Origin of the sequence: Citrobacter sp. Cpo103 (assembly GCF_030332605.1) — a bacterium.
Taxonomy (GTDB): Bacteria; Pseudomonadota; Gammaproteobacteria; order Enterobacterales; family Enterobacteriaceae; genus Citrobacter; species Citrobacter portucalensis.
This window is the reverse complement of the sequence record NZ_JAOWHO010000029.1, coordinates 170,219-187,205: the sequence shown is the minus strand read 5'-3', so window position 1 is coordinate 187,205 and position 16,987 is coordinate 170,219. Positions and strand designations below refer to the sequence as shown.

Below are 16,987 nucleotides of genomic sequence, written 5' to 3'. Positions count from 1 at the left end.
CCACATAATATTGCAAACAAAAACCCTTCAATTTATAAAATAGACGAATCGACAAACATTGAAGAGTAATGAACATCATATGTATTGTTCAATAGGTTTATTATAGCGGGTTAAATACTTTCATAATAAACGCAGAAAAATAACACTAAATATCCGCGAGGAATTTAGTGCCATTTGCAATTAATTACCGGCCACTTCGTTAAGAAGAGTTGCCAAAATGCTAACTGGAGCAACAATATTATGTGCAACACCATAATCAAACTCCAGAACAGTACTTGCATCCTGATAATCTATATGGGTATCACCATTGTCATCCTGCCAAATAACCACCCGTAGGGGTAACTCTATTGCCGCATGAGGATTTGCTTGCATGGCAGGAGTACCACCCTTTGGGTTACCAAACAGAAATAACATAGTCGGTCGCAGAGCAAGACCTACATCCGTTGCCGCTTGCTGTTGATCAACCTGCACAAAAATACGAATATTTTTAGCATTCAATACGCTGACGAGTCTGTTTACAGTATCATCAAAATTGAACTTACTAGGCAGCGTTTTTGTCCGCTCCGGCTTTCTCATCTGTCGTTCCTTTATTTATAGAATATTCATGAAAATACCCGCCAGCGAATGACGGGTATTGATAAATGCTAGCACAGTTATTTAGGCGTCACTTCGACAGAGCCCCAGCTGATACCATTTGGGTTGTTGTCTACCGGAAGCGTGTTCACTACCTTACGCTCATTAATGTCAATCATCGAGACAGAGTTTGCAAATGAGTTAGTTACGTAAGCATATTTGCCATTTTTATCGACAACCACGCCATGGGCCCCATCGCCAGTGGTGATGGTTTTCGCTACCGCAAGGCTTGCGATATAAATCATGTTTATTGTGTTACCCGGCTTGCTCTTCGAGCCCTGATTGGTTACCAGCATGCTTTTACCATCCGGAGTGCCAAACAGCTGGATTGGTACGGTACCGACATTAATTTTCTTCACAACTTTACGCGTTGCTGTATCAATCACCGCTACAGCATCTTCACCAGACAGGGAAACAAACACCAGTTTTCCGTCCGGTGAGAAACCTACCTGGGCTGGCATTTTACCTAATGGGATCTGCGCGACTTCTTTATTACTGGCTGTATCAACAACGGATACCGAGCCCCCTTTCATATTCGCGATATAAACTTCTTTACCGTCAGGACTCACTCTGAGGCCATGAGGGAATTTACCTACATTAATTGTCGTTAAATTTTTCAAATGTTCTGCATCAATCACGCTGATGGTGTTATCTGCACTATTTGAGATATACGCCATTTTCCCATCAGGGGTGACGACAACATGCGCAGGGTGTGCGCCAACCGGAAGTTTTGCAATAACCGTATCATTTTCGGCATTAATAACCCAAACTTCTCCATGTTCCTTTTTGCCAGCATGAGAATCTTTGCCCATGTCCATTTTCTCAGAATGAGCATCTTTACTCATATCCATATGTTCAGAGCCTGATGAATGTGTCCCGTTAGCACCAAGGTTGGTTACCCAAACTGTTTTATTGTCTGGTGACACCTGAACGTTATGCGGCATTTTACCAACATGTACTTTATCTACAGTCTTTAAAGACGCAGCATCAAGTACATTAACTGAATCTGCACCTTCATTTGCTACATACACTCTGTCTGCTGCAAACGTATAACCAGACCATGCCAGCATACTAATTTGCATTGCAATTAAAATTTTATTTTTGCTTATCATCGCCGCCAATACCCCATTAGTTAAATATATTTACCGGATTAGTTTCAGCAACCAGCTATTGTAGGATTATTTAACATGTCACTAATATTACTCCATCGGGATCGTGTTAATTCTACCTATAACGAGCTACTGTATAAATTGCTTAGTCATTTCATTAATCAATCGCTATACATCATTGTATTAGATACTGCTATCCGTACTTGCGTATAAAGAGTATCAACCTTCCAGCAAGTGGAAGGTCAAGAAAAAAAAGTAATAATTTAAAATAGCCTTAAAAATCCGCAAGCTGAGCAATTGTCTAAGAATATCGCAGGAGAATTTATAAATATAAAGAGGTAGTCCGGTGCCGGGTAAAATATCAAAGTTAACGATCAGTTCATCGATACTGAAAGCCAAACCTAACGACATGACAAACACCAGCCATATCGTTAAAGCTGGTACAAAGGATCCCGTGCCCGACCGGCGGTCAATTCACTGGCCTGCATCCGCACCACGTCCCACAGCGCCTGGGCCGCAGTCGATAAAGAACGATTTTTACGTCGTGCCAGCATCAATTGTCGTTCCACAACCGGCGTCAGGCGTTTAACCTGCAAATGGCTGCCTTGTGGCAGAGGAAGCGCCAGCGCAGGCAGCACGCTGATACCAATCCCCGCCTCAACCATCGGGAACAGTGTGGCAGGGTGACCTATCTCCTGAACGATATTGGCCTCAATGGAAAAGTGGGCCAGTGCCGCATCGATCAACGGTCGACTGCCGGAAGCGTAATCCTGTAATACCAAGCGCTCATGATATAAATCCTGCCAATTTACCCATTCGCGTTGGGCTAGCGGATGATCCTCTCGACACAACAGCAGGAACGGTTCGGATAACACCGCTTCACACTGTAGATCGGTCACAGCACCTGGATCTATCACAATGCCAAAATCCACCTCGCCCTGACGAATACTCTCCAGCACCCACTGTTGCGGACGATCGTGCAGCACAAAATCGATTGCTGGATAAAGCTGATTACTCTGGGCAATACACTGTGGAATAAGGTGAGCTGATATTGTCTGGCTGGCGGCAACGCGCACCGTTCCGGTTAACTGCGTTCCCACCTGGCCTGCTTCACGCAGCGTGCTGTGCAGTTCATCCAGAATACGTTCCAGCCGAGCCGCCAACTGGTGCCCTGCTTCCGTCAGCACCACTTCCCGCGTTGTTCTATCTAACAACCGCACACCCGTCTGCCCTTCCAGCTCTTTAACGCTGTGGCTGACCGCAGACTGGCTTAAGCCAATGATATCCCCCGCCCGGCTAAAGCTTTTGGCCTGGGCGACGGTAACAAAGATACGGAGCTGACGCAGAGAGTAATTCATTTATTCGATTCATATATGGATGCAATAAATCAATTTTATTTCTCAAACAGAAAAACGCAAAATGTTCCTACCGAATTTCAGGAGCTTTTATGAAACTTTTTCGTATCCTTGATCCGTTCACGATAACGTTGATTACGGTCGTATTACTGGCGTCCTTTTTCCCGGCCAAGGGTGGCTTTGTGCCTTTCTTTGAAGGCTTAACCACCGCTGCCATTGCCCTGTTGTTTTTTATGCACGGGGCGAAGCTTTCGCGTGAAGCCATTATTGCTGGCGGTAGTCACTGGCGTTTGCATCTATGGGTGATGTGCAGCACGTTTGTTGTTTTCCCGGTACTGGGTGTTCTGTTCGCCTGGTGGGCGCCGGTTAATGTTGACCCGATGCTGTACACCGGTTTCCTGTACCTGTGTATTTTGCCGGCCACGGTGCAGTCGGCAATCGCTTTTACGTCGCTGGCAGGGGGTAACGTTGCCGCTGCCGTGTGTTCCGCTTCGGCCTCCAGCCTGCTGGGTATTTTTCTCTCGCCGTTGCTGGTTGGCCTGGTAATGAATATGCACGGCGCAGAAGGCAGTCTGGAGCAGGTGGGGAAAATCATGCTGCAACTGCTGCTGCCGTTCGTACTGGGACATCTTTCACGTCCGTGGATTGGTAATTGGGTGTCCCGACATAAAAAATGGATCGCCAAAACGGACCAATCCTCCATCTTGCTGGTGGTGTACTCCGCCTTCAGTGAAGCCGTGGTTAACGGGATCTGGCACAAAGTGGGGATTGGCTCGCTGCTGTTTATCGTGGCGGTCAGCATCGTATTGCTGGCAATCGTGATTGGCATCAACGTCTTTGTTGCGCGTAAATGCGGCTTCAACAAAGCCGATGAGATCACCATTGTCTTTTGCGGATCGAAAAAGAGCCTGGCAAATGGGATCCCAATGGCAAATATTCTGTTCCCGACGTCAGTGATAGGAATGATGGTGCTGCCGTTGATGATCTTCCATCAAATTCAGCTGATGGTGTGTGCCGTGCTGGCACGTCGCTACAAGCAACAAACGGACGCATTGCAGGCGCAGCAGAAAAGCCGCGCCGCAAAGGCTTAGAGCGGGCGTTTCAGGGGCTGCACCAGTTGCGTCAGCCCTTCAGTTTTAATCAGCAGCGTGATTTGCATCAGCTCGCCGAGCTTGCCCGGCGGGAATTCATCCTTACGGGCAAACCACAGCAGATACTCTTCCGGTACATCAATCAGCCGACGCCCTTTATATTTGCCAAAGGGCATCACGGTATTGGCGATTTCAACCAGCTGCTCTTTTTCCATCTCAGGCACCCAGTAAGCGGATCATTTCAGCTTCATCGATCACGGCAATACCCAGTTCCTGCGCTTTTGCCAGTTTCGACCCCGCCGCTTCACCGGCAATCACCAGGTCGGTTTTCTTCGATACGCTACCGGCCACTTTTGCACCCAACTCAGTCAGTCGCGCTTTGGCGTCATCGCGTGACATCAGGCTCAGACTCCCGGTCAGCACCACCGTTTTACCCGCGAAGGGGCTGTCGATTTCTTCAGCGTTGATGACCACCGGCGCTGGCCAATGGATACCCTGCGCCAGCAGTTGGACGATCACCTCGCGGTTACTCTCTTCGGCAAAGAAATTAAACACGTGGGTCGCTACCACAATGCCGACATCCGGCACTTTTTGTAGCTCTTCAATAGAGGCCGCTTCCAGCGCCTCAAGGGTGCCAAAATGTGCCGCCAGACCAGCCGCCGTAGCTTCGCCGACTTCGCGAATACCCAGCGCGTAGAGGAAACGGGCAAACGTTGTTTCTTTCGCTTTTTCCAGCGCATTCACCACGTTTTGTGCCGATTTCGGCCCCATACGATCAAGACCGGTCAGCTTGCCTGCGGTCAGTGTGAAGAGATCCGCTGGCGTGTGGACATACTCTTTCTCGACCAGTTGATCGATAATTTTGTCGCCCATGCCGTCAACGTCCAGCGCGCGGCGGGAAACGAAGTGTTTCAGCGATTCCTTACGCTGCGCTCCGCAGATTAAACCACCGGTACAGCGTGTGACCGCTTCGCCTTCCACACGCTCAACGTCAGAGTTGCATACCGGACAGTGGGTGGGAAACTCAATTTCACGCGTATCGTCCGGGCGTTCGGAAAGCACGACGTTCACTACCTGCGGGATGACATCGCCCGCACGGCGAATGACGACTTTATCGCCAATACGCAAACCAAGACGCTCAATTTCATCCGCATTGTGCAAGGTGGCGTTACTGACCAACACCCCGGCAACCTGAACTGGCTCAAGGCGAGCGACAGGCGTAATCGCCCCGGTGCGTCCAACCTGAAACTCAACATCACGTACGAAGGTCATCTGCTCTTGCGCCGGGAACTTAAAGGCCACCGCCCAGCGCGGCGCGCGGGCAACAAAACCCAGTTGCTCTTGCAATACCATGGAGTTGACTTTGATCACCACACCGTCGATATCGAATCCCAGCGTCGGTCGGTCTTCTTCAACCTTGTGATAGTAAGCAAGTACTTCCTCCGGAGAGTCGCAAAGCGTAACTCTGTCGCTCACCGGCAATCCCCACTCTTTAAATTGCAGCAGACGGCCCAGGTGGGTATCAGGCAGCACACCACCTTCCAGCACACCGACGCCATAGCAGAAGAAAGTAAGCGGTCGCTTCGCTGTGATACGCGGATCGAGCTGGCGCAATGACCCGGCCGCCGCGTTACGCGGGTTAGCAAACACTTTGTTGCCAGTACGGCGGGCCTCTTCGTTAATTTTTTCAAACCCGGCCTGCGGCAGGAACACTTCACCGCGCACTTCCAGACGCGTCGGAATGTTATCGCCACGCAGTTTTAACGGGATCGCACGAATGGTGCGCACGTTCGAGGTAATATCCTCACCCGTAGTACCATCACCACGCGTTGCGGCACTGACCAGCACACCGTTTTCATACAGGATACTGACCGCCAGCCCGTCCAGCTTCAGTTCGCAGCACCAGGTTAGTTTGTCCGTACTCTTCAGTCTGTCCTGCACGCGCTTGTTGAAGGCGAGAAAACTCTCTTCATCAAACACGTTATCCAGCGACAGCATTGGCACTTCATGGCGAATCTGGCTGAACGCTGCTAACGGGGCGGCGCCTACGCGCTGGGTTGGCGAGTCGGGGGTGATAAGTTCCGGATGCTGCGCTTCCAGCTCGCACAGTTCACGCATCAGGCGATCGTATTCCGCATCGGGAATTTCCGGCGCATCCATCACATGGTAGAGATACTCATGATGGCGAAGCGTGGTTCGCAGTTCTGTCAGTTGTTGTTCGATTGATTCCATATCGCACCATCAATGATAAAAAACCCCCGACAGGCGGGGGTTTAGCAAGGATATGTCACGCCAGAGGAGAATCAGGCGTGAGATTCTTTAACTTCGCGGATGCGGTCCTGATACTCGCGCAGTTTCTGCGGCGTCATCATACGACGTTGATCGTCGAGCACCACACCACCCACTTCATCGGCAATGTGCTGTGCGGACTGCAGCATCAGCTTAAAGTTTTGCAGCTCGTCACCGTAGGACGGAACCTGCATAAAAATAGTCACGCCAGGGGTGCTGAAATCACCCGTCATTTCGGGGTCAAACGTTCCTGGGTTAACCATATTGGCAAGGCTGAACAGCGAAGGACCGCTGCCATCCGGACTCAAATGACGATGGAAAATATTCATGTCGCCAAATTTAAAACCGGCTTGCTGAATGCTGTTGAGCAGCACTTCACCGTTGAGCTCACTACCGTGATGCGCCGCAACGTTCATAATAATGACCGCTTCTTTACGCTGCGGTTTTTCAGCAACAGGCGCTTCTTCAACTACCGGCTCAGGCTGAGGTTGATGTTCAACGGCAGGCTCTGCGGGCTGGAAAGCCTGCGGCGCAGGTTGCGGTGCTTGCTGCACGGGCTGCTGAACCTGCGGAACAACGGGCTGATGCTGCATCGGCTGCTGCGCAGGTTGTTGCTGAACAGGCTGATGCTGCAACGGCTGCTGCGGTTGTACAGTCTGCGGCTGCTGCTGAGCATGCGGCGGCGGTACCGGCGCTTGTGCAGGCTGCGGCGCGGGTTGACGCGGCTGAGCAGACGCATAAGGCGGCTGGTACTGGTGTTGCGGCGACTGAGGAGGAACACCATGTTCCTGCGCGTTACCGGGAGCATGATTCACACGATGAACGCGAACTTCGCCCACGCCTTCGTCTTCCTCGACGTTGTCGTCGAACGAATCCTCGTCTTCACGTTTAGACTTCATGCGTTTCAGTGGGCGATCGCGGAATATAGAAGACCGCTCTTTACGGCTAGTCCAAAAACCATGTACCAGTAAAGCGATTATGGCGATCGCGCCAACAATGATTAATATCAGACGCAAATCCTGCATCATTATATTCTCTGTTGTTCTAACACCTTGCCACCACGGCAAACATTTACTCACTAAGAGTATTTGTCGATTACGCCAAGTGCAAGTGCACTCTTGGCTTTCACGGCATAAAGATGAACAAAATTGTGCTTTTTGCTGTTTTTTCGAACATTTCTGAACAGCTTAACGCTCAACAACCCGGTAAGATACGCAAAGTTTACCAGAGCTTATATAACAAGGAGTATGTCCTGACCATGGTTTCATCATCTGCAGTCGTACCTCGCAGCGGCCTTTATTACTTTTCACAGGGATGGAAGCTCATCACCCTACCGGGCATTCGTCGCTTTGTCATCCTGCCTTTGCTGGTGAATATCCTGCTGATGGGCGGCGCATTCTGGTGGCTATTCACACAACTCGATAGCTGGATCCCCGCGCTGATGAGTCACGTCCCTGACTGGCTTCAGTGGCTCAGCTACTTGCTGTGGCCGATTGTCACTATCTCCGTACTACTGGTGTTCGGCTACCTGTTTTCCACCATAGCCAACTGGATTGCAGCGCCGTTTAACGGTCTGCTGGCTGAACAACTGGAAGCGCGCTTAACGGGCGCAACACCGCCTGACACCGGCGTTCTCGGCATCATGAAAGATGTTCCCCGTATTATGAAACGTGAATGGCAAAAGCTGGCGTGGTATCTCCCGCGCGCCGTCGTGTTGCTGATCCTCTATTTCATTCCGGGTATTGGTCAGACCGTAGCCCCGGTGCTGTGGTTCCTGTTCAGCGCGTGGATGCTGGCCATTCAGTACTGCGATTATCCGTTTGATAACCATAAGGTGCCTTTTAAGGAGATGCGCGTCGCGCTGCGCACACGCAAGGTCACCAATATGCAATTTGGCGCATTGACCAGCCTGTTCACCATGATTCCGGTGCTCAATCTGTTCATCATGCCGGTCGCGGTTTGTGGTGCCACAGCGATGTGGGTAGACTGCTATCGTGCTAAGCACGCGTTATGGAAGTAATGAAAAAATGTGTAAAAGCGGGCTGGCTTATGCCCGCTCTTATTCCATACTGCAACGCATTATTTCCTGGTGGCATATAGATATACGAATTCCTTACTTCCCCATACTTTCTCAACAGGTATGCTGAAGCGGTATCCCAATTTCATACAGTTAAGGACAGGCCATGAGTAAGATTTTTGAAGACAACTCGCTGACTATCGGTCATACGCCGCTGGTTCGACTGAACCGTATCGGTAACGGACGCATTCTGGCGAAGGTGGAATCACGCAACCCAAGCTTTAGCGTCAAATGCCGTATCGGTGCCAACATGATTTGGGATGCCGAAAAACGAGGTGTACTTAAACCGGGTGTAGAGCTGGTCGAACCAACCAGCGGCAACACAGGGATTGCGCTGGCCTACGTTGCCGCAGCTCGCGGTTACAAACTGACTCTGACCATGCCTGAAACCATGAGCATTGAGCGCCGCAAGCTCTTAAAAGCGCTGGGCGCGAACCTGGTGCTGACCGAAGGCGCAAAAGGTATGAAGGGCGCGATTCAGAAAGCGGAAGAAATTGTGGCCAGCGATCCGGAAAAATTCCTGCTGCTGCAGCAGTTCAGCAACCCGGCAAACCCGGAAATCCACGAAAAAACTACCGGCCCGGAAATCTGGGAAGATACCGATGGCCAGGTTGATGTCTTTATTTCCGGCGTTGGTACCGGCGGTACGTTGACTGGTGTGACCCGTTACATTAAAGGCACTAAAGGCAAAACCGATCTGATCACCGTCGCGGTTGAACCTACCGACTCCCCTGTTATCGCCCAGGCGCTGGCAGGTGAAGAACTCAAACCAGGCCCGCATAAAATTCAGGGCATCGGCGCTGGCTTCATTCCGGGTAACCTTGATCTGAAGCTTATCGATAAAGTCGTTGCCATCACTAATGATGAAGCTATTTCTACTGCGCGTCGTCTGATGGAAGAAGAAGGTATTCTGGCTGGGATCTCTTCCGGTGCTGCGGTTGCTGCCGCGCTTAAGCTCCAGGAAGATGAAACCTTTACCAATAAGAATATAGTGGTTATTCTACCGTCATCGGGTGAGCGTTATCTGAGCACTGCACTGTTTGCCGATCTCTTTACAGAGAAAGAACTGCAACAGTAGTGCCAGCATGTTAAAAACGCGTAAAAAAGCACCCTTTTGGGTGCTTTTTTGTGGCCTGCTTCAAAGTTTCAACTCGCCTGGCATTGATTCAGCCCGCCGGAACTGGTATTTAACCAAACTAATTATTTTGATGCGCGAAATTAATCGTTACAGGAAAAGCGCTAGCTGAATCGATTTTATGATTTGGTTCAACTCTTCCTTTCGCGGCATAATGTTTAATGACGAACGAAACGTCAGCGGCAAGAAGTTGCCAGCAACGGATTGCACCGAACTCCTTTTGTGTCGCGTCCAGTTTACGCCGATGCTAACAATACAGGCTAAAGTTGAGCCGCCAGGCTAGACTTTAGTTCCACAACACTAAACCTATAAGTTGGGGAAATATAATGTTCCAGCAAGAAGTTACCATTACCGCTCCGAACGGTCTGCATACTCGCCCTGCTGCTCAGTTTGTTAAAGAAGCAAAAGGCTTTACTTCTGAAATTACTGTGACTTCCAACGGCAAAAGCGCTAGCGCCAAAAGCCTGTTTAAACTGCAGACTCTGGGCCTGACTCAGGGTACCGTTGTCACCCTGTCCGCAGAAGGTGAAGACGAGCAGAAAGCAGTTGAGCATCTGGTTAAACTGATGGCTGAACTCGAGTAAGTTCAACGAGTTCTTTTAAATATCAGTCACAAGTAAGGTAGGGTTATGATTTCAGGCATTTTAGCATCCCCGGGTATCGCTTTCGGTAAAGCATTGCTGCTGAAAGAAGACGAGATCGTCATTGACCGGAAAAAAATTTCTGCCGACAAGGTTGATCAGGAAGTTGAACGTTTTCTGAGCGGTCGTGCCAAGGCATCTGCGCAACTGGAAGCGATCAAAACCAAAGCTGGTGAAACGTTCGGTGAAGAAAAAGAAGCCATCTTTGAAGGGCATATCATGCTGCTCGAAGATGAGGAGCTGGAGCAGGAAATCATAGCCCTGATTAAAGATAAGCACATGACGGCTGATGCAGCTGCGCATGAAGTTATCGAAGGTCAGGCCACAGCCCTGGAAGAGCTGGATGATGAATACCTGAAAGAACGTGCGGCTGACGTACGTGACATCGGTAAACGCCTGCTGCGTAACATTCTGGGTCTGGCAATTATTGACCTAAGCGCTATCCAGGACGAAGTTATCCTGGTTGCCGCAGACCTGACCCCGTCAGAAACCGCACAGCTGAACCTGAACAAGGTGCTGGGTTTTATCACTGACGCGGGCGGACGTACCTCTCATACCTCTATCATGGCGCGTTCTCTGGAACTGCCTGCCATCGTAGGTACGGGTAGCGTCACCTCTCAGGTGAAAAACGACGACTATCTGATTCTGGATGCCGTAAACAATCAGGTTTACGTCAATCCGACCAACGACGTTATTGAGCAACTGCGTGCCGTTCAGGAGCAGGTTGCAACCGAGAAAGCGGAACTCGCTAAGCTGAAAGATCTGCCGGCTATCACGCTGGACGGTCACCAGGTTGAAGTTTGCGCCAACATCGGTACCGTTCGTGACGTTGAAGGCGCCGAGCGTAACGGCGCTGAAGGTGTGGGTCTGTACCGCACCGAATTCCTGTTCATGGACCGTGAATCGCTGCCAACTGAAGAAGAACAGTTTGCTGCGTATAAAGCCGTTGCTGAAGCCTGTGGCTCTCAGGCGGTCATCGTCCGTACCATGGACATCGGCGGCGATAAAGAACTGCCGTACATGAACTTCCCGAAAGAAGAGAACCCGTTCCTGGGCTGGCGTGCCGTGCGTATCGCCATGGATCGTAAAGAGATCCTGCGTGACCAGGTTCGCGCTATCCTGCGCGCCTCTGCTTTCGGCAAACTGCGTATCATGTTCCCAATGATCATCTCTGTTGAAGAAGTGCGTGCACTGCGCAAAGAGATCGAAATCTACAAACAGGAACTGCGCGACGAAGGTAAAGCATTTGACGAGAGCATTGAGATTGGCGTGATGGTGGAAACACCAGCTGCGGCAACAATTGCGCGTCATTTAGCCAAAGAAGTTGATTTCTTTAGTATCGGCACCAATGATTTAACGCAGTACACCCTGGCAGTTGACCGTGGTAATGATATGATTTCACACCTTTACCAACCGATGTCGCCATCTGTGCTGACGCTGATCAAGCAAGTTATTGATGCTTCTCATGCTGAAGGCAAATGGACTGGCATGTGTGGTGAGCTTGCAGGCGACGAACGTGCTACACTTCTGTTGCTGGGGATGGGTCTGGACGAATTCTCTATGAGCGCCATTTCTATCCCGCGCATTAAGAAGATTATCCGTAACACGAACTTCGAAGATGCGAAGGTGTTAGCAGAGCAAGCTCTTGCTCAACCGACAACGGACGAGTTAATGACGCTGGTTAACAAGTTCATTGAAGAAAAAACAATCTGCTAATCCACGAGATGCGGCCCAATTTACTGCTTAGGAGAAGATCATGGGTTTGTTCGATAAACTGAAATCTCTGGTTTCTGATGATAAGAAAGACACCGGAACTATTGAGATCGTTGCTCCGCTCTCTGGCGAGATCGTCAACATCGAAGACGTGCCGGATGTAGTTTTTGCTGAAAAAATCGTTGGTGATGGCATTGCTATCAAACCAACCGGTAACAAAATGGTTGCTCCTGTTGATGGCACCATCGGCAAAATCTTTGAAACCAACCACGCTTTCTCTATCGAATCCGACAGCGGCATTGAGCTGTTTGTTCACTTCGGTATTGATACCGTTGAACTGAAAGGCGAAGGCTTCAAACGCATCGCTGAAGAAGGTCAGCGCGTGAAAGTGGGCGACCCGGTTATTGAATTCGATCTGCCGCTGCTGGAAGAAAAAGCCAAGTCTACCCTGACTCCGGTTGTTATCTCCAACATGGACGAAATCAAAGAGCTGATCAAACTGTCCGGTAGCGTGACAGTGGGTGAGACTCCGGTTATCCGCATCAAGAAGTAATTCTTTTTGCAGAGAAAAATGGCGCCAGCAGGCGCCATTTTTTTTATCTGATGGTTATCAAAACCCTGCCGGATGGCGCTACGCTTATCCGGCCTACAACAAACTCCGTAACGTAGGCCGGATAAGACGTTCTCGCCGCCATCCGGCATTAAATCTGTAAGGTGACCGGTCGATAACACGCCTCGCGCATCAAAATCTTCATCCCTTCCGGCCCGCTTTCCAGCATCCGTCGCTCCGAGTCTGCCACTAACAGTTCACAATCGTAGCCACCCGTAATACCAAACATCGCCCGCGCTACACAGATATCTTCCAGCGCTGCTGCCCCGTTGGTGTCAAAATGTCCAACCATACGCCCATTCTGGCGAACTACCAGCCGGTAACTCTTCATCGCGCCTCCCCTGCCGGTGGCAGAATTAATTCATCACAACCGCACAGGTGCGTCCACGTCATCACGTCCAGCACCCGCTGCGCGGCGTCGTGAGTCGCGGTCGTCAGCGCTTTCCCCAGTACAAGGCCGCTCACCAGCTCTGCACAAAACAGATCGCCAGTCCCCTTCAGATCCGTTTTCACTCGCGGATGGGCTAACACCTCAACCGTTTCAGCCGTCACCACCGCAACGTTAATAATCTCTTCGCTATCCCCCGGTGCGCTGGTAATTACCACCCATTTCAGGGTGTCAGTGAGCAGTGATTGTGCCGCCGTAATGGCTTCATCAAGCGTACGACACGGCTTTCCGCTCAGCATTTGCAGCTCGAACACGTTCGGCGTCAGCCCCTGCGCCAGCGGCAGCAGGTGCTGACGATAAGCCTCCGGGATTTCGGCTTTGACATACATACCGCTATCCGTATCGCCAATCACGGGGTCGACCAAAATGCACAGGTCCGGATGCGTTGCCCGAACGGTTTCCAGCCACTGTGCCAGCAAGGCGATTTGCTCTGCGCTGCCCATGTATCCTGTAGTCACCGCCTTCAGCTCACGCAAGGCATCACGCTCGCTTAAGGCGCGGAGATAGCCGCTAAACCAGTCAGACGGAATAACGCCGCCGTAAAAGGTTTCATAATGCGGGGTATTACTGAACAGCACCGTGGGTACTGCCGTCACGCGTAACCCCTGCGCTTTAATGGCCGGGACGGCGATGCTGTTGCCTACGCTGCCATACACCACCTGTGACTGGACGGCGACGATATCGGTCTGTAACGCCCGATTCGTGTCGTCAAAGAGCACTGACTGGATATCACTCTCCTGCTCCATAAATTTCTCCTCTCTCTGGACAGCGGGCCTACGCCTCACTATTATCGTCATATGCTAAAATTCATTTTGTCATAGGTCAATAATGATCGACGGAAAAACCGCTAACGAAATTTTTGACAGTATCCGTCAACATGTCACTACAGGCACGCTGGCAGCAGGCGAAACGTTGCCGCCAGTGCGGGAACTGGCAACGGAATTAAACGTGAACCGCAATACTGTCGCGGCGGCTTACAAACGCCTGGTCACCTCCGGGTTGGCGCAGAGCCTGGGACGCAACGGCACGGTGATTAAGGGGATTACTGCCCCCGTTGCGTTGGAAGGTGGTAATCCGAATACCCCGCTTATCGATCTTTCCGGCGGTAACCCAGCGCCCTCGCGTCTTCCTGACCTGAGTAGTTATTTCGCAAAGATAAATAAGAGTCCGCGGTTGTATGGCGATGCCGCTGTATCACCTGGACTTAAGGCGTGGGCATCACAATGGATGCAAAATGCAATGCCCGGCAAAGGGGAAATTGATATCACCAGCGGCGCCATTGATGCTATCGAACGGCTACTGTGCGCCCATTTACTGCCTGGTGATAGCGTTGTCGTAGAAGATCCGTGCTTTTTGAGCAGCATCAACATGCTGCGTTATGCTGGTTTCTCCGCCAGTCCGGCCAATGTTGACCACGAAGGTATGCTGCCGGACCAACTGGAACTCGCGCTACAGAAAGGTGCGCGGGCGGTGATTCTGACACCGCGCGCGCATAACCCCACAGGATGCAGCCTGAACGCATCCCGCGCGGCGCAATTGCAGGAAATCCTGGCCCGCTATCCGCAGACGCTGGTGATCGTCGACGACCACTTTGCGCTGCTATCTGCTTGCCACTGGTATCCGGTGATTGCGAAGGAAACCACGCACTGGGCGATTGTCCGTTCGATGTCCAAAACGTTAGGTCCGGATTTACGCCTGGCCATTGTGGCCAGCGATCCGCTCACTTCAGGGAAGCTACGTTTACGGCTCAACTCCGGCAGTCAGTGGGTCAGCCATCTGCTGCAGGATTTGGCCTGCGCCTGCCTGAGTGACGAGACTTATCAACACACACTGGTGCAAACTCAGCAGTTTTACGCCGCCCAGCAGCAAACGTTGGCGGTAGCACTGCGGCGACATGGCATTGAGTTACCCGTTGGTGACGGTCTGAATATGTGGCTACCGCTGGAAAATAACAGCCAGGCAATCGCTTTTGCGCTGGCGAAGTCCGGCTGGCTGGTGCGGGAAGGCGAAGTGTTTGGCGTCAATACGCCTGCCCACGGCCTGCGTATTACGCTGTCAACCTTAACTGACAGCGACATTGATAAGCTGGCGGCTGATATTCATCAGGCGCTAAAACGCTAACAGGAGAGAAAAAGTGCGAGTTCATTTTGTTATTCATGAGTCTTTCGAATCTGCTGGCGCGTATCTGCCATGGGCCGAATCACGCGGTTATAGCGTCACCTGGTCGCGCGTTTATGCCGGAGAAGCGGTCCCTGCGAACGCCGATGATTTTGATATGTTGGTGGTGTTTGGCGGTCCGCAGTCACCACGAACCACGCTGGCAGAGTGCCCGTACTTTGATTCTCAGGCCGAGCAGCATCTGATCAACCAGGCGATTGCAGCACGTAAAATTGTGGTGGGGATCTGCCTGGGTTCACAGTTAATCGGCGAAGCGCTGGGTGCGAAGGTGTGCCAGAGTCCGGAAAAAGAGATTGGTCACTACCCTATCGTTCTGACCGAAGCCGGTCAACAGCACCCGCTGTTCAGCCATTTCGGCTCACCGCTTACCGTCGGTCACTGGCACAACGACATGCCAGGATTAACCGACCAGGCGACCATTCTTGCTGCCAGCGAGGGCTGCCCACGACAAATCGTGCAATACGGTAATTTTGTTTATGGTTTTCAGTGCCATATGGAGTTTACGGCTGATGCTATAGAAGGGCTTATTCAACACTCCGAACAAGAACTGGCGGAAGCTAAAGGCAAGCGCTTCATCCGTTCCGTTGAAGAGATGCGAGCATGGGATTATCAGCAGATGAATGAGAAGCTGTGGCAATTCCTAGATAAGCTTGTGGAAAAACGTAACGATTGATTATGGCAGGCCGGATAAGACGCTTTACGTCGTCATCCGGCGCTCGTGCCGTACGTTTGCCTGATAGCGCTATGGTTATCAGGCCTGAAAACTAAATCCCTAATCCCTGGTTAAAGTGCTCTTCGCCAAACACGCCGGTTGAAAGGTAGCGATCGCCGCGATCGCAGATGATCGCCACCACCACCGCTCCCGGTGTCGCGCGCGCCACACGTAACGCCCCCGCTACCGCGCCACCAGAACTGACACCACAGAAAATCCCTTCGCGCACGGCCAGTTCACGCATGGTGTTTTCCGCATCGTTCTGGTGAATATCCAGCACCTCATCCACCAGCGAGGCGTTAAAAATGCCCGGCATATATTCCGCAGGCCAGCGGCGAATTCCCGGAATACTACTGCCCTCTTCCGGCTGCAGGCCAACGATAGTGACCGCTTTTTCTTGCTCACGCAGAAAACGCGACACACCGGTAATGGTGCCTGTCGTTCCCATACTGGAGACAAAGTGGGTAATACGACCTGACGTCTGCTGCCAGATTTCCGGTCCGGTGGTGGTGTAATGCGCGTACGGGTTATCCTGATTGTTAAACTGATCCAGCAGCTTGCCTTCTCCACGCTGCGCCATTTCAAGGGCTAAATCGCGCGCGCCTTCCATCCCCTGCTCTTTGGTGACCAGAATCAGCTCGGCACCATAGGCGCGCATCGCAGCACGGCGCTCCTGACTCATGTTGTCTGGCATCAGCAGCTTCATACGGTAGCCCTTCAGCGCGGCGATCATTGCCAGCGCGATTCCGGTATTACCGCTGGTAGCCTCAATCAGCACGTCGCCTGGCTTAATTTCTCCGCGCTTTTCCGCTTCGACGATCATCGACAACGCGGCGCGGTCTTTCACCGAACCTGCGGGATTATTGCCTTCCAGCTTGACCCAAATTTCACTGCCGTTATCCGGCGCCAGACGTTGTAATTTCACCAGAGGCGTATTGCCAATTGTTTGTTCTAATGTGTTCACGTTTTCAGCTCAATAAAAATGCCGGGTGGCGC

At 51.4% G+C, this 16,987-nt stretch carries 17 protein-coding genes; 8 read left to right on the top strand and 9 right to left on the bottom strand.

The genetic code is table 11. From position 1 onward, the window contains the following. Window positions 1-180 precede the first annotated feature (180 nt). The 3 genes from OGX89_RS09610 to OGX89_RS09600 form a co-directional block, all read right to left on the bottom strand. Entirely contained in the window at window positions 181-576 is a 396-nt protein-coding gene (locus OGX89_RS09610) for a DUF302 domain-containing protein (RefSeq protein WP_003834908.1), read from the bottom strand. 77 nt (window positions 577-653) lie between these two features. Then, a complete protein-coding gene (locus tag OGX89_RS09605) occupies window positions 654-1,745 on the bottom strand; it encodes a YVTN family beta-propeller repeat protein (RefSeq protein ID WP_125112660.1) in 1,092 nt (363 codons plus the stop codon). Window positions 1,746-2,173: 428 nt separating this feature from the next. After that, window positions 2,174-3,100 carry a LysR family transcriptional regulator gene (locus tag OGX89_RS09600; RefSeq protein WP_003834913.1) on the bottom strand — a complete coding sequence of 309 codons (927 nt, stop codon included), beginning with the start codon at window positions 3,098-3,100 and terminating at the stop codon, window positions 2,174-2,176. Between the two features lie 89 nt (window positions 3,101-3,189). Between OGX89_RS09600 and OGX89_RS09595 the strand changes: the two genes are divergently transcribed. Continuing rightward, on the top strand, window positions 3,190-4,188 hold the full coding sequence (locus OGX89_RS09595) for a bile acid:sodium symporter family protein (protein WP_125112661.1): 999 nt from the start codon (window positions 3,190-3,192) through the stop codon (window positions 4,186-4,188). Here OGX89_RS09595 and OGX89_RS09590 read toward each other — a convergent pair. The 3 genes from OGX89_RS09590 to zipA all read right to left on the bottom strand — a co-directional run bounded on the left by OGX89_RS09590 (window position 4,185) and on the right by zipA (window position 7,505). After that, window positions 4,185-4,403, bottom strand: coding sequence for a DUF3820 family protein (locus tag OGX89_RS09590; protein WP_003038102.1), 219 nt, complete (start codon window positions 4,401-4,403; stop codon window positions 4,185-4,187). The two genes, OGX89_RS09595 and OGX89_RS09590, sit on opposite strands and share 4 nt — an antisense overlap. Before the next feature lies 1 nt (window position 4,404). After that, complete coding sequence (gene ligA / locus OGX89_RS09585) at window positions 4,405-6,420, bottom strand: NAD-dependent DNA ligase LigA (RefSeq protein WP_125112662.1); 2,016 nt, start codon at window positions 6,418-6,420, stop codon at window positions 4,405-4,407. A gap of 71 nt (window positions 6,421-6,491) precedes the next feature. Next, the gene (gene zipA, locus OGX89_RS09580) at window positions 6,492-7,505 is read right to left on the bottom strand and encodes a cell division protein ZipA (protein WP_125112765.1); all 1,014 of its coding nucleotides are present in this window, start codon (window positions 7,503-7,505) and stop codon (window positions 6,492-6,494) included. Window positions 7,506-7,735: 230 nt separating this feature from the next. Between zipA and cysZ the strand changes: the two genes are divergently transcribed. The 5 genes from cysZ (at window position 7,736) to crr (ending at window position 12,596) form a co-directional block, all read left to right on the top strand. Beyond that, entirely contained in the window at window positions 7,736-8,497 is a 762-nt protein-coding gene (cysZ, locus tag OGX89_RS09575; protein WP_003834927.1) for a sulfate transporter CysZ, read from the top strand. Window positions 8,498-8,660: 163 nt separating this feature from the next. Further along, window positions 8,661-9,632 (top strand): cysteine synthase A, encoded by a 972-nt coding sequence (gene cysK / locus OGX89_RS09570; protein WP_003038091.1) that lies wholly within the window; start codon window positions 8,661-8,663, stop codon window positions 9,630-9,632. 383 nt (window positions 9,633-10,015) lie between these two features. Continuing rightward, window positions 10,016-10,273 carry a phosphocarrier protein Hpr gene (gene ptsH, locus OGX89_RS09565; protein WP_002913505.1) on the top strand — a complete coding sequence of 86 codons (258 nt, stop codon included), beginning with the start codon at window positions 10,016-10,018 and terminating at the stop codon, window positions 10,271-10,273. Window positions 10,274-10,318: 45 nt separating this feature from the next. Next, window positions 10,319-12,046: a phosphoenolpyruvate-protein phosphotransferase PtsI gene (gene ptsI, locus OGX89_RS09560; protein ID WP_008785405.1), complete on the top strand. Its 1,728-nt coding sequence runs from the start codon at window positions 10,319-10,321 to the stop codon at window positions 12,044-12,046. A gap of 40 nt (window positions 12,047-12,086) precedes the next feature. After that, a complete protein-coding gene (crr, locus tag OGX89_RS09555) occupies window positions 12,087-12,596 on the top strand; it encodes a PTS glucose transporter subunit IIA (protein WP_000522253.1) in 510 nt (169 codons plus the stop codon). 148 nt (window positions 12,597-12,744) lie between these two features. Here crr and OGX89_RS09550 read toward each other — a convergent pair whose 3' ends face one another. Both OGX89_RS09550 and pdxK read right to left on the bottom strand, forming a co-directional pair. Further along, complete coding sequence (locus OGX89_RS09550) at window positions 12,745-12,984, bottom strand: cytoplasmic protein (protein WP_125112663.1); 240 nt, start codon at window positions 12,982-12,984, stop codon at window positions 12,745-12,747. After that, window positions 12,981-13,847 (bottom strand): pyridoxine/pyridoxal/pyridoxamine kinase, encoded by an 867-nt coding sequence (gene pdxK / locus OGX89_RS09545; protein ID WP_125112664.1) that lies wholly within the window; start codon window positions 13,845-13,847, stop codon window positions 12,981-12,983. Before pdxK ends, OGX89_RS09550 begins: the two co-directional genes overlap by 4 nt. Window positions 13,848-13,929: 82 nt before the next feature. Between pdxK and ptsJ the strand changes: the two genes are divergently transcribed. Together ptsJ and OGX89_RS09535 are read left to right on the top strand one after the other, a co-directional pair. Beyond that, on the top strand, window positions 13,930-15,222 hold the full coding sequence (ptsJ, locus tag OGX89_RS09540) for a MocR-like B6 salvage transcription factor PtsJ (RefSeq protein ID WP_125112665.1): 1,293 nt from the start codon (window positions 13,930-13,932) through the stop codon (window positions 15,220-15,222). Window positions 15,223-15,235: 13 nt separating this feature from the next. After that, complete coding sequence (locus OGX89_RS09535; protein ID WP_003835011.1) at window positions 15,236-15,952, top strand: type 1 glutamine amidotransferase; 717 nt, start codon at window positions 15,236-15,238, stop codon at window positions 15,950-15,952. Between the two features lie 91 nt (window positions 15,953-16,043). On the opposite strand, the gene cysM is transcribed toward OGX89_RS09535, so the two are convergent. After that, window positions 16,044-16,955 carry a cysteine synthase CysM gene (gene cysM, locus OGX89_RS09530; protein WP_125112666.1) on the bottom strand — a complete coding sequence of 304 codons (912 nt, stop codon included), beginning with the start codon at window positions 16,953-16,955 and terminating at the stop codon, window positions 16,044-16,046. Window positions 16,956-16,987: the final 32 nt, after the last annotated feature.